Source organism: Bacillus sp. 7894-2, from assembly GCF_002272225.1.
Classification (GTDB): Bacteria; Bacillota; Bacilli; order Bacillales; family Cytobacillaceae; genus Cytobacillus.
In genome coordinates this window covers 43,643-56,582 of record NZ_NPDG01000010.1, presented here as the reverse complement: position 1 = coordinate 56,582, position 12,940 = coordinate 43,643, and the positions used below count along the sequence as shown (strand labels likewise).

General features: G+C 44.2%; 15 protein-coding genes. All 15 read right to left on the bottom strand.

Translation table 11 applies throughout. From position 1 onward, the window contains the following. Window positions 1-69: 69 nt before the first annotated feature. Window positions 70-1,407, bottom strand: a complete 1,338-nt coding sequence (locus CHI10_RS02450; RefSeq protein WP_095242689.1) for a 5'-deoxyadenosine deaminase — start codon at window positions 1,405-1,407, stop codon at window positions 70-72. After that, window positions 1,404-2,576: a M20 family metallopeptidase gene (locus CHI10_RS02445; protein WP_095242688.1), complete on the bottom strand. Its 1,173-nt coding sequence runs from the start codon at window positions 2,574-2,576 to the stop codon at window positions 1,404-1,406. Before CHI10_RS02445 ends, CHI10_RS02450 begins: the two co-directional genes overlap by 4 nt. Further along, complete coding sequence (locus tag CHI10_RS02440) at window positions 2,573-3,199, bottom strand: DUF1989 domain-containing protein (RefSeq protein WP_095242687.1); 627 nt, start codon at window positions 3,197-3,199, stop codon at window positions 2,573-2,575. Before CHI10_RS02440 ends, CHI10_RS02445 begins: the two co-directional genes overlap by 4 nt. Window positions 3,200-3,220: 21 nt before the next feature. Then, the gene (locus CHI10_RS02435; protein ID WP_095242686.1) at window positions 3,221-3,904 is read right to left on the bottom strand and encodes a cyclase family protein; all 684 of its coding nucleotides are present in this window, start codon (window positions 3,902-3,904) and stop codon (window positions 3,221-3,223) included. 59 nt (window positions 3,905-3,963) lie between these two features. Then, a complete protein-coding gene (locus tag CHI10_RS02430; protein ID WP_095242685.1) occupies window positions 3,964-5,775 on the bottom strand; it encodes an adenine deaminase in 1,812 nt (603 codons plus the stop codon). A 3-nt stretch (window positions 5,776-5,778) separates the two neighbouring features. Continuing rightward, window positions 5,779-6,057 carry a EutN/CcmL family microcompartment protein gene (locus CHI10_RS02425; RefSeq protein WP_095242684.1) on the bottom strand — a complete coding sequence of 93 codons (279 nt, stop codon included), beginning with the start codon at window positions 6,055-6,057 and terminating at the stop codon, window positions 5,779-5,781. A gap of 6 nt (window positions 6,058-6,063) precedes the next feature. After that, entirely contained in the window at window positions 6,064-6,777 is a 714-nt protein-coding gene (locus tag CHI10_RS02420; protein ID WP_286136873.1) for a hypothetical protein, read from the bottom strand. Window positions 6,778-6,803: 26 nt separating this feature from the next. After that, entirely contained in the window at window positions 6,804-7,088 is a 285-nt protein-coding gene (locus CHI10_RS02415; protein WP_009334686.1) for a BMC domain-containing protein, read from the bottom strand. A 23-nt stretch (window positions 7,089-7,111) separates the two neighbouring features. After that, a complete protein-coding gene (locus tag CHI10_RS02410; protein WP_353615958.1) occupies window positions 7,112-7,519 on the bottom strand; it encodes a BMC domain-containing protein in 408 nt (135 codons plus the stop codon). Between the two features lie 89 nt (window positions 7,520-7,608). Next, complete coding sequence (locus tag CHI10_RS02405) at window positions 7,609-8,568, bottom strand: hypothetical protein (RefSeq protein WP_095242682.1); 960 nt, start codon at window positions 8,566-8,568, stop codon at window positions 7,609-7,611. A 32-nt stretch (window positions 8,569-8,600) separates the two neighbouring features. After that, entirely contained in the window at window positions 8,601-8,864 is a 264-nt protein-coding gene (locus CHI10_RS02400) for a BMC domain-containing protein (protein ID WP_095242681.1), read from the bottom strand. Window positions 8,865-8,889: 25 nt separating this feature from the next. Further along, window positions 8,890-10,227: a UbiD family decarboxylase gene (locus tag CHI10_RS02395; RefSeq protein WP_095242680.1), complete on the bottom strand. Its 1,338-nt coding sequence runs from the start codon at window positions 10,225-10,227 to the stop codon at window positions 8,890-8,892. Continuing rightward, window positions 10,224-10,811, bottom strand: coding sequence for a UbiX family flavin prenyltransferase (locus CHI10_RS02390; protein ID WP_483294945.1), 588 nt, complete (start codon window positions 10,809-10,811; stop codon window positions 10,224-10,226). Before CHI10_RS02390 ends, CHI10_RS02395 begins: the two co-directional genes overlap by 4 nt. Further along, window positions 10,804-11,394 carry a cysteine hydrolase family protein gene (locus tag CHI10_RS02385; RefSeq protein WP_095242678.1) on the bottom strand — a complete coding sequence of 197 codons (591 nt, stop codon included), beginning with the start codon at window positions 11,392-11,394 and terminating at the stop codon, window positions 10,804-10,806. Before CHI10_RS02385 ends, CHI10_RS02390 begins: the two co-directional genes overlap by 8 nt. Window positions 11,395-11,422: 28 nt before the next feature. Beyond that, a complete protein-coding gene (locus CHI10_RS02380; protein ID WP_095242677.1) occupies window positions 11,423-12,883 on the bottom strand; it encodes a dihydroorotase in 1,461 nt (486 codons plus the stop codon). Window positions 12,884-12,940 lie beyond the last annotated feature (57 nt).

Sequence of the window (12,940 nt, the reverse complement as noted above, 5' to 3'; positions counted from 1 at the left end):
ACATCACATCCTTTAACTATATTTTACCATAAAAAAACGGCTGATTTCGCTGTCAGCCGAATTAGAAGATTAATAAACTGCTGTCTCTAATCTTTTGAGGAGCCTCTTTATGCTGGTGTTCGCTTCTTTTAAAACTATTTCTTTATCAACTGTATTCAGCTTCCGTTTTTCCATCACCATTTTCCCGTTAACAATGGTGGATTCTACGTCTGCACGAGTGGCTGAATAGACAATCCTCGAGATGGTATCGATATCAAAAGACGGATAGACATGAAAATCATTCAGATTAAGGATAGCAAGATCTGCTTTCTTTCCGGGCTCCAGACTTCCGATTTCCTGTTCCATTCCAACTGCTTTAGCACCGCCGATCGTCGCCATTCTGAAGACGGTTCTCGCGTTCATTGCTGTTGGGCCGTGCACAGGCTTCTGAATGATGGCAGCCAATCTCATTTCATTGAACATATCCAGATTGTTATTGCACGGAGCCCCATCAGCACCAAGGCTGACAAATGCCTGCTGATCCAATAAGGAAGGAATCTCTGCCACACCAGATGCCAGCTTCAGATTGGATCCCGGACAATGGCTGACCTTTACGCCCCGCTCTTTGATGATTCTTTTTTCTTCTTCATTAAGCCAAACACAATGGGCCAGTATCAGCCTTTCATTGGCAAGCCCTATGCTGTCCAGATAGACGACATTCCGCATGCCCAGTTCTCTTTCAACAAGGAGAATTTCATTGGCGTTTTCCGATGCATGAGTATGGACCCTCACGTTATATTGTGCAGAGAGATCCCTGACATTTGTAAGCAATTCCTCTGTGCAGGAAACGACAAATCGGGGACAGAATGCATATTGTATACGACCGTTATCACGATTGTGCCATCTTTCAAGGAGATCCACGCTTTGCTGGATGGATTTGGAGGTATTTTCTCTTAACGGAACAGGGACCTCATCCCCTTTATCCATCATGACCTTTCCGGCAAGTGCCCGTATGCCGCTTTCAGCAATGGCTTGAAAGGCATATTCGGTATGATTCACGGTTTCCATGTCCACTACAGTTGTAGTTCCGCTCTGGAGCAATTCGCCAATTCCGAGCATGGCAGAATAATAGATGGACTCTTCATCATGTGATGCCTCCAGCGGCCAGATCTTCTGCTTCAGCCAATCAAGAAGCTCCAAATCATCAGCCTGCCCGCGGAATAATGTCTGGCACAAATGGATATGTGTCTGAATAAATCCAGGAATGACTGTCTTTCCGCTGGCATCGATTACTTTATCCGCTTGATGTGTTAAGTTCTGTCCTATTTGGGCAATGCGGTCATCTACAATATATAAATCTCCGAAAATGATTTCTTCAGCTGCATTCATTGTTATAATTTCAGCGTTTTTTATAAGAATACTGCTCAATTTCTTCCTCCCCCTTGCATTGGAGTGACTTCTGAAGGCACAAGCTTTCCATATGACATAATAAGCTGTCTGTAAAACTGAATGGAGCGCTGATATGCCGCCAGACTAACCCACTCATTTGGCTGATGCGCCAGCTTTTCATCACCCGGGCCATAAATCAAGGTAGGAATTTCACTCCTTGGATTAAGTACGGCACCATCTGTATAGTAGGACACCCCGTAATGGTCCGCTTCCGATTCGCCCTTTACCATCTGCGCAATTTGAATAATGTCCCGGGCTGGATCAGTTAAAATAGATGGACGATCAAGAAGGGTTTCAACACTGTATTTAAAAATTTCACCCTGATCCAATAGAACATCCAGTTTGGATTTTAGCTTGTTTATAAAATGGGAATGGGATTGAGGGGGAACTGTTCGAATATCTGCTCTGATGCTGCATTTATCTGGAATGACATTGGTCTGCACTCCGCCTTCAATCATGGTAACAGCCAGGCTGCTTTCTCCGAGGGGCTTCTTTTCTGTCTTCCATTCAATTTTCATTTCATCCAATACCCGGATTATTTTCAGCATATGATCTACTGCATTGATTCCCTGTTCCGGCATCGAACCGTGTGAGGTTTTTCCATAGGCCGTAATCTCAAGCCAAAGAGCTCCCTTATGGCCAATCACAATTTTTTCATTTGTCGGTTCGGCAATGACAAGTGCATCTATTTTTCGGCCATCATTTTCTTTTAAAAATGCCCTGGCACCACAGCTGTCGACTTCTTCCCCGGCAGTTGCCAAAAAGGTAACGCCAGCAGTCGGAACAGTATTGGTGAGATACAGCTCCTCCAAAGCCAGGAACATTGCTGCAAGCCCGCTTTTCATATCAGAAGCGCCTCTGCCATATATCCGTCCATTTGCGATTTCCCCGGAAAAAGGGGAGTGTACCCATTCTCCTGTCCCAGGTGAAACCGTGTCCATATGGCCGCATAAGAATAGCTGTTTACCGCTTTTTCCGGGAAGCGTAACTTCAAAATTGCTTCGGGTCTCATCAAGCATGGTCACCTGAAAAGGCAGACCTTTTTCTTTGCATCTATTAATAAAAGCTTCGGTCACTAAATGTTCGTTTCCGGGCGGATTGGAGCTGTCAATTTGGAGCAGATGCTGAAGAAACTGAATATCATTCATGAATCCGCCTCCATAATTTGCATTTTAATAGGAGTCACTTTATATCCATTAACAGGAGCCATGTCCTGGGAACACGTTGTACAGGCAATGACAACATCACACAGTGCTTTCAGCCTTATGTAATCACCAGGCTTGGAAAGGGGTTCTGCAATGACATAATCCCCCGCATCATCAAGGACATTATTCATAAAGATATTAATAGGATCCGGAATAACTGAAGGATGAATATTATACTTTTTCAGTGCATCCGCAATATTATCGTGGCAATTAGGGTGGTCCTCCTTGTCGAAATCAACTTTGTAGCGGTAATAATCACATGCCGGAAAGAAGAAATCATGTTTTCCAACAGTATCTTCCAGCACTTGCATTAATGGACGGCGGCGGTTGCTGTATAGCCAGTCTCCCGTTTTAAGCCGTATGCTGCTTAGTGAAGCCCGCATATGGACAGGTGAAACATGTTCTCCGGGATCTTCATAGTTAAAGCAGACAAAGTCCCCAACCTGTTTTCCTTCCATATCTATAATAATCAGCTCTTCTCCTTTGTGAATCAGGGCGCTTCTTCCTTCATACGGCGGAATAATAATTTCGTCCCGGATCTTGCCTTTGTTAAAATCCTCTTTCATTTAGAACACCAGCCTTTGTTGTTATTCAATGAAAACTGCAACCGCACGAATCGGAGATCCCGTTCCTTTCCGAATTCTGAGAGGGAGTCCGAAATATAGAAATCGCATGCCTGCGACCTGGTCGAGATTGCAGAGATTTTCCGTATTGGTTATTCCGTATTCACGGCAAATGAGATGTCCGGAGTACTTTGGATCATCCGGATGGTCAATAGCCGGGGCATCAATGCCTATATTAACTGCACCTTTATCAGCCAGCCATTTTGCAGCCTGATAATCCAGGCCAGTATACGTTGTGAGCCATTTATCAGTACCATAAGACCGATTGTAGTGGCCGGTATAGAGGAGGACGATATCACCTTTTTCAATAAACTGCTGTGAGTTCCTCAGTGCATCCTCGAGATCACGGTCTGTAATATATTGATGGGGCTGGATGTGGGATACATCAAGGCAAACTGCCGGCCCGTAAAAATACTCTAGCGGCATTTCATCGATGTATTGGCCGTTTGGATCATATTCATAAGTTGCATCACTATGAGTTGGACCATGTTCATTGATTAATAGATTATTAGTTGCAAACATGAAACCAATTTGCTTTTCACTTTCTTCGTGGGAGATATTCGGGAAGATCATTGTTTTCTGATGAAGGGGAAAAACAGGCATCCCCTGATATATTTCCTGCGTTAAATCGACAAGCTTTACTCCCATGGTATTCCTCCTTAACCTGCTGTTTATATCAAAAGCGGCAGAGACCGCCGCTTAGATGATCAATTAATAATGGTCGGGATAACCTCAAACTTATCTACATCAATAAGCCCCATATCTGTAATTTTCCATTTCGGGCTTGTTACCAATGACCAGAATGATAAATGCATAAAGGGAACTTCCATACCGCAGCCAAGAACTTCTTTCGCAAGATGCGATAATTCGTCGACCTTTTCACTCATTTCTTTTCCAGTTAATTCATCTGTCATTAAACCGCCAATCCGGAGAGGAAGATCACCTACTACTTTGCTATCCTTTATCATGGCTATTCCGCCATCCATGGCAATGACACGGTTAACCGCCATGGCCATATCTACGTAGTTAGTTCCTGTTACAATAATATTATGTGTATCATGAGCAACGCTTTCTGCTATAGCTCCGCTTTTCAGATCAAAGCCATGAAGAAACGTCTTGCCGATTTTTCCTGTTCTGCCGTGGCGTTCAACTACCAGCAGCGGCAGCACATCCTGCTTTAAGCACGGCTGCACAATGCCGTCTTTGACATTCAGCATATATTCGCTGCCGCCAGTTAAGTTCTGGAAAGGTATCGCTTCAATTGCCCTTACTTTTGCACGGCTTCCTCGAGCTTCAATGGCGAGTTCCTTCACTGTTACAGGCTTCCGCTTCACTGACTTTTTCACACTTTCCGGATATATGTAAGGAGCAATATCTATAGTTAATTCGCCTTTTTCAGCTGCTTTTTTCCCTGCCAGGTATACCTGATCAATTGTCATATTGTTCAGATCGCTGATCACGACGACATCTGCTCTTTTGCCTGGTGCAATTACCCCCACATCCTTAAAGCCAAAGTGGGTGGCAGGATTAATGGTCGCCATTTGGATGGCTTCCACTGGATCAATCCCAACTGCAATGGTTCGGCGGACGATATCATTCATATGTCCGTAATTTAACAGATCAGCAGGCACCATATCGTCCGATACAAGGATTGCACGGCGGGAATCCAGCCCATCCTCTGTAATGGCCCTGATGCAATCTGCCATATTTCGCTGGGAAGAGCCTTCACGCATGAACACACTTACGCCATTGCGAAGCTTTTCGACTGTTTCTTCTTTCGTCGTAGTTTCGTGGCATGACACATGGTTGCCTCCGCTGATTATATGTGCGGCAAGCTCTTTGCCAAACAATCCCGGCGCGTTCCCTTCGACCGTTTTCCCAATGCTGTTTGCATATGAAACTGCGGCAACAAGGTCGTCTATTAATTCCGGGGCATGCTCATATACCGGACCGATATTGCTGAAACTTTGGATTTCCCCAATGCCCTGTACATATGGGTCTGCCAGGAGCTCTTTCATATCCTTTGATGTCACATCAAAACCGGATGTTTCAAGACCTGGAGCATCAGGAACAGCACAAGGCACCGTGAATAATACCCGGTTTGGAAGTGTCTTAGCTTCTTCAATCATTGCCTGCATCCCGTGAACACCCAGGACGTTCCCTATTTCATGCGGATCTCCTATCAGCGTGGTGGTTCCTGTCGGAATGGATAGCTTAGAGAATTCCGTACAAGTCAGCATCGCGCTCTCAAAATGCATATGAGAATCAATGAACCCTGGACAAACGAATTTACCCTGAATGTTTTCCACTGCCGTTTTGGGTCCAATTAAGTCTTTTGCGTCTCCTGCCATTAAAATGTATTCGCCTTTCATCGCAACGTCTGCTACATAGATCTCACGGGTGATCACATTAATGAAGTATCCCCCTTTCAGAACTACATCAGCATACTGGCTGGAATCAAGCAACACATCAATAAGCTTGCGGTACTGCACTGCCTTTTTGATATTTTTTGCATCCATTTATTAACCCCCTGTTTCCATTCCTTCTACACTGTCAATAATTCCGATTATGGCAGCATCGATAGGTGCATCTTTATTCTGAACAGCTCTTGATGCCATGCTACCAGTCACATAGATGACTTTCTCGCCAATGCCGGCACCAACAGTATCAACGGTTATAATGGGGTTTGGTAACATTGAGCCGTCCAATCCTACAGGCTGGGTAATTAATAATTTTGTACCCACCAGATTATCATCTTTTCTAGTGGCAGTTACACGGCCAACCACGATTCCCATTTGCATAAAGACCTACCCCTTAATGTAAATAATTTCGATCTTAAGTTCCTTTGCTGTATCTTTTGCCAGGGGGGTTATGATAGCCCCTTTTGGAACAGTCAGCTGATCATGATTGTTCAAATAGGCAAACCGGACTGTCTCCTCGGATATAACCGTTTTCTTCATTTGATGAACAGCAAATTCTGCCCTATCATTTAAATCTATTAATCTGATGCCAAGCAGCTTCAGCTCTGCCATCTGCTGATTGAGCTTTCTTTTTAATAGGTCCGGACCTTTATCCAATCCTTTCAATTTCCAATACTGGCTGAAAGGATCACCTCCAGCCTTCAAAGCCGTGACCCGTTTCCCTTTTAATAAACCCATTAGGATGATCTGCACCAATGGCCTTTGTTCGTTAAGATTCAATAGATCTGCTATTAAAGAAAAAGATAGAATTGGCAAAAGAATTTCATCAAAATGATCAAGAAGCTGATCATTGATCATGGAAGCAGAGATCCAATCGTCATTCCCGGTCAGAGAAACTAACTCCTCAAGCGGAAATTGGGTCAGCATTTCTTCTTCTGCAGCCATTCTAAGTGTAATATCTTCCACTGTTAGCTTTTTTAAGTAAGAAAATCCCGGATCCATTCCTATCAAATGAGAGGTTAATAGAGCCAGGACATGAGGTTTTCTGTCTCTGCAGTTTTCATTTCGCATATAAAGCGCCTGCAGAGTGTTTTTCGCCATAACACTCTGCTTTTTGCTCCTCATGTTTATTCACCGATATTTTTTGATAAAAGAGCTCTTTCAACTTCGCTGTGCGGTCTCGGAATGACATGTACCGAGATCAGTTCTCCTACTCTGCTGGCAGCTTCGGCTCCAGCATCGGTCGCAGCTTTAACCGCTCCCACATCTCCTCTGACCATAACTGTTACAAGACCGAATCCCACCTTTTCATATCCGCAGATCTCCACATTTGCTGCTTTAACCATTGCATCCGCTGCCTCTACTGCGCCGACAAGGCCTTTCGTCTCGATTAATCCCAATGCTTCACCCATTGTGTGTTTCCTCCTTAAGATTATTAAACTGATGGTTTATCATTATCGTCAGGTTCATTTTGTTTTTTTGCTTGCTTTTTTTCATGTGTCTTTTCAACGGATTTAACCTCTTTTTCAGCACCTGCTTCCGAATGCATGTCTTTCAGTTTGAAATTCGGAAGCAGCTTCCCTGCCACTTCACTGTGTGCACGCGGGATGACATGAGCAGAAATTACTTTTCCTATTCTCTCTGCTGAACTCACACCGGCATCGACTGCAGACTTTACAGCCGCCACATCACCGTTGAAATGGATTGTGACGCCAAGGTAGCCATCCACTCCTATTACTTTTTCAATTCCTACAATTTCTACATCTGCTGCTTTTACGGCTGCATCTGCTGCAGAAACTGCTGTTGAATAACCAACGGTTTCAATCAAACCCAATGCTTGCAACTGAAGAATCCTCCTCCTATGAAATTATCAGACCGGCTAAATTTTCAGGAATTAATGAGCTGATCTGCGACTGTGCTGCTGACCAAGCCTTATTTAATCCTGTCGAACTCCTTACAAAGCAGATCCGTGATCCGGGATACCTCATCAAACTGTCCGTGAAGAAGCAAATAGTTTTTCTCTATCAAAAATTTGATTTGTTCTTCCGTATTTTTTTTCATGTGCCGGTCAAGGAGCAAAATGCTGGAATAATAGTCGATTCCTTCAATGACAGCGACACCGCCAATTGACGAGTTTAGTCCCAATTGTTTTGTAAGCCATGGACTGGGGGACTTTTCTTTATGCGCTGTAATCGTTTTAAATTTTTTTTGGGAAAGTTTTTTAAAGAAGCTCTTTAAAGCGTTTAACAGTAATCCATCATCCTCTTCATAAAGCTCCAGCGAAAAGGATTGCCCGCTGTTTTTGTCCCAAGACAGGCAATATCTTAAAGAAGGAAACTCTCTTAAAAGGTCATTCAGTAAAAATAGCTGTCCGGGCGTACATTTCTCTGAAGTAACTACCCCGATTGAGGCTGTTTTTAATTCCCGCTGAAAGGAGCCCTCCAAAGTGGGGTGAAGATCTGAGAACAGCCAGACTTTAACACCCTCCGGAGTTTGTCCGATAAGCTGGCTTTCTCTAACATTTCGGCCGGGTTTTGTTTCAGCGGATTCAGCCCTGCCAGAAGCCCTCTGTTTCCCTTGAACCAGGGACAAGGTCTGAAGCTGTGCAATTTTTTCTTTAGCAGAAGGCGTAGGTGAAGAAAGTGAAACTGTCTGCCTTCTAAGGTTTGGTTGTGGATTAGCAGCCTGGGGCGGGTCTGCATGCTTAACAGCTATTCTTTTATTCATTTTTTCTTTCTGATAATTTGGCCGGCTGATGCCCGGTATACCCGACTCCAATCCCGGCTTGCGGCGGGGCGGGGAAAAATTGGCAGCTCCCTTAATAGGATTCATCTTTTGCTTGCTGTAGGGCTTCATCACTTCTTCTACAACACTTTTAATAAAGTCAGACACACATTATGCACCTCCACTTATGGAACATCTTCTTATAGAATTTTGCGAAGTTCTGAATGAGGGCGGGGTATCACATTAGCCGAAACCAGTTCTCCTCCAGCCACAGTATGAGCAGTCTTCCCAACCTCAACAGCAGCTGTGACCGCCGCCACATCCCCTTCAATAATGACGGTGATAAGTCCGGATCCGACTCTCTTTAAATCAACTAAGCTGACATTTGCTGCTTTTGCCATTGAGTCCAGCGCTGCAATAGCTGCTGTCAAGCCTCTTGTTTCTATTAAGCCAATTGCCTTCATTTTTGACCTCCTCTACTGCAAAAGCTTAAAGATAGTCTTCAAGATTCACTTCAATGGGGATTGAAGTTCTTTTAAATAACTCTTCTTTTCCAAGCGGATAGGTTGCATCGATGCCCATCTTATCACTGACTCCTTTTAAATGATGGGAAGACTCGAGCGGTGATCCCTTCGCACCCTGTACGATGAAAATATCATCCCCCGCCTGCACTCTTGTCGCTATAGCCCACTCAACATCATCCGAATCAAAGATATCGACGTCATCATTCACAACAACCACATGCTTTAAATCCTTATCACTTGCAAAAGCTGCAAGTGCCGCCTGTTTTCCGTCACCATCATGTTTCTTTTCAATTTGTATGACTGCATGATAGCGGGCGACACCGCCCATCGGAATATGTACAGCTTTGATATTTGGAACAACCTGCCTGACGGTGCTAAAAAGGGTGGCTTCCCTGACAAGCGCCATTGGCAGCCTTTCTTCATAGCTTGATGGAAAAATAGTCTGTGAGATAGCGTTATTCCGGTAAGTAACGGCTGAAAATTCTACTATCGGCTGTGGCGTTCTGGTGCCATAATAACCGGCCAGTTCGCCAAACGGCCCTTCCAGTTCTCTTTCAAATGGCAGCATTTTGCCTTCCAGAACGATTTCCGCTTCAGCCAGTACTTCCAAATCCACTGTTTTGCACTGAACAACATCAAGAGACTGGCCAAGCAATGCACCTGCTACATCCAATTTGTCGGTATGGTACAAATGCGTACTGATCTGTGAACTTAGGACAACAGCTGGAACAACACCAAACATAACAGCCACTTCCATCGGTTCGCCGATGCTTTCATAATGGGCATATTGCTCCATCAGTTCCGGAGAGGTTATAAGAATATTTGTTCGATTACCGCCAAGGTATTGCATCCTGCGAATCGACGTATACCTCTTTTTGCCGGACAAGTCTTTAACTACCAGAATTCCTGCTACATAATAAGCACCTGAGTCATCTGCATGATAGGTTGGGATAGGAAACAAATCTGCCAGATCGAATTCTCCGGTCACAAGATTCTCCTGAACAGGACCAGTTTGCCTTAAAGTTGTTGGAATAGGATTAACAATGGATTCGATGATTTTAGGAATAAGTTCAGATGAGGTGATTCCCATGCTGTCTGCCGTCAGATCTCTGTCTCCTCCCAAACCGGCAGCCATGGAAGATTGATAGCCTTTGATTCTATCAAATAAAAAAGGCTGTGTTCCATTTTTCGTATTAATCACTGCTCCCAGTTCATAGAGAGGGTCCACTTCTTTTTTCACCCGATGAAGAAGCCCCCTGCTTTCCCATCTATCAAGCAAACCCCTCATTGTTACAGGGTTCATGCCTTTTCCCCCCATCTCTCCAAGAGCTCATGGTCAATATCCAGCATGTCCAATATCCTCGCCACCATAAAGTTGGCCAACTCCCAAATTTCGGTCGGCTTATGGTAAAAGCCTGGTGATGCAGGCATAATGCAGGCACCGCTCTCAGCAAGAAGAGTCATATTGCGCAGATGAATCAAATTAAAAGGAGCTTCTCTCGGAACAATAATAAATTTTCTATTCTCTTTTAAAACCACACTGGCAGCCCTGTTTAGAAGTGTATCGCCGACCCCGTTCGCAATCGCACCCAATGTATTCATCGAACATGGCACAATCACCATTCCATCTGTTTTAAAGGAACCGCTGGCAACTGCAGCGAAAAGATTCCGGTTGCTGTGGATAGCGGCATACTCCTTCAGCTCGTCCATCTTGACCCCGCATTCAAATTGCATTACTTTTTCTCCCATCTCCGTAGCAATTAAATGCGTTTCGATCTCTAATTGATGAAGAGCGCGGATCAGTGTATATGCATACAATGATCCGCTTGCTCCGGTTATGCCCACTAAAATTCGTTTTTTCCTTGGAACTGATGAAGAGTTAGACAACGGATTCGTCTTGGGAGAATTTCGTTTTTGCCAGTTCTTTGTATTCTTCTGTAGATAATATATCTCCGAAAATGTCAATGTCCCTTAGGCCTGATACGTGCATATCATCATCCTGTGAAGCAGTGGCATCTGATACGCAAATCACATTATAGCCATGATACAAGGCATCAGAGGCGGTGCTGCGTACACATACATTGGTCCAGACTCCAGTAAGGACGACCGTATCAATTTCTTCTTCTCTGAGGAAGAGATCAAAATCGGTATAGCTGAATGCACTATGCCGCCTCTTTTGGACCACATAATCTCCTTTGCTCTCATCCGGCTGAAGTTCTGGAATGAATTCCGAACCCCAGGTTCCCTTTATGGCATGGACAGGTCTTACACGGAAATCACGGTCATTCTTTCTATGAGCCTCCTGAACATGAACAACCTGTATATTGTGATCATGAGCAAATTCAATAAGTTCTTGAATTTTAGGAACAATTTTTTCTCCATTTTCACACCTTAATGCTGCTTTTTCGCCGATAAAGTCGTTTAACATATCAATAATGACTACACAGTGTTTTTTTCCCCTAAGTTCCACTCCGTTCTGCCTCCCTCGATATAAATAGTTATTGCTGTGCTACAGGATCTTTAGTTTTCACATTTACCGCTTCATATTTTTCATACTTAAATGTTCTCTCAAGCCTCTGGATGCTTTGGCGCGGAACATACTCACCATATCCCGCTTCTCCGACAACCCCTTTGTCTTCTTCAAAGACCACGTTTCCGCGGATAATGGTCTGGACTGGCTTACCTTTTAGTTTCATGCCATGGAGCGGGTTGTATTTAGCCATTGATTCTGTTTTCTGCTCATCAATTACATATTCTTTTTCAAGATCGATAACCGTGAAATCTGCATCACTGCCAATTTCCATTGAGCCTTTCTTAGGGTAAATGCCATAATGGATGGCGGCATTTCGGCTCGTTACTTCTACAAATCTGGATAGTGATAAGCGGCCTTTATTTAAGCCCTCACTGACAAGGATCGGCACCATCGTTTCTACCCCAGGGATGCCAGGGAAGGTGTTCCAGATCGTTGCACCTGGATAATCCTTTTCGGTGGCAATTTCATATGGGGCATGGTCAGTTCCGACAAAGTCGATTGTTCCATCAGCCAGTGCCTGCCAGTGGGATTCGTTATCCTCTTTTCCACGCAGCGGAGGAGCAATCTTTGCATAGGAGCCCCGCTCTGACATGGAATCCTTAGCATTAAGGACAAGATAGTGAGGGCAGGTTTCAGCTGTAACCTTGACACCACGCTTCTTAGCAGCCTTAACCAGCTCGACGCCTTCCTTTGTGCTCATATGTACTACATGTACACGTGCGTCTGTAGCTTCCGCGAAGCTGAGAATCAGTTCAATGGCCACTTTCTCAGCGAGGCTTGAACGCGCTTCAGCCCATGCCGGTCCGTCAAGGCGGCCTTCTTTTTCAAGTTTCTTCGAATTGAATGTGCAGATATCATAGTTTTCAGCATGAACACCAATCGGAAGACCGGTTTTTGCCACGTTTTTGAATATCTCCAGCATTTCTGCGTCAGATACTTTAGGGAAGGTAGGCACAGAAGGAGTCATATAAACTTTAAATGCAACAACTCCCTGGTCTATCTGAGGGTAAATATTATCAATCCAGCCTTCACGCGCATCTTCACCAGTCATGCCGCCCCAGAAGCAGTAATCAATATAAGCCTGATCTCTGATTGGTCCGATTTTTTTATTGAAGCTATCCCCATCGCGAACAGACGGCTTGCTGCAGCAAGGCATATCGATAATGGTCGTTAAGCCTCCGGCTGCTGCAGAACGGCTGCCGGTAGCAAATGTTTCTCTGTGAGTAAACCCGGGATCCATAAAATGAGTATGTGGATCAATACAGCCTGGAACGACTAATTTCCCTTGAATATCAATGACCTTAGATGCATTCAGAAACGAAATGTCATTTGTGTAGCCGACAATCTTTCCCTCGTTTACTAGTATATTCGTTAAAACCTGACGATCTCCCTGCGGAATATTTGCATTTTTCAGAATTAAATCCATTTCTTCTGCCCCTATCTATTAATTTGATTTCTGCCTCTATAATTGAGGCAGATGGTT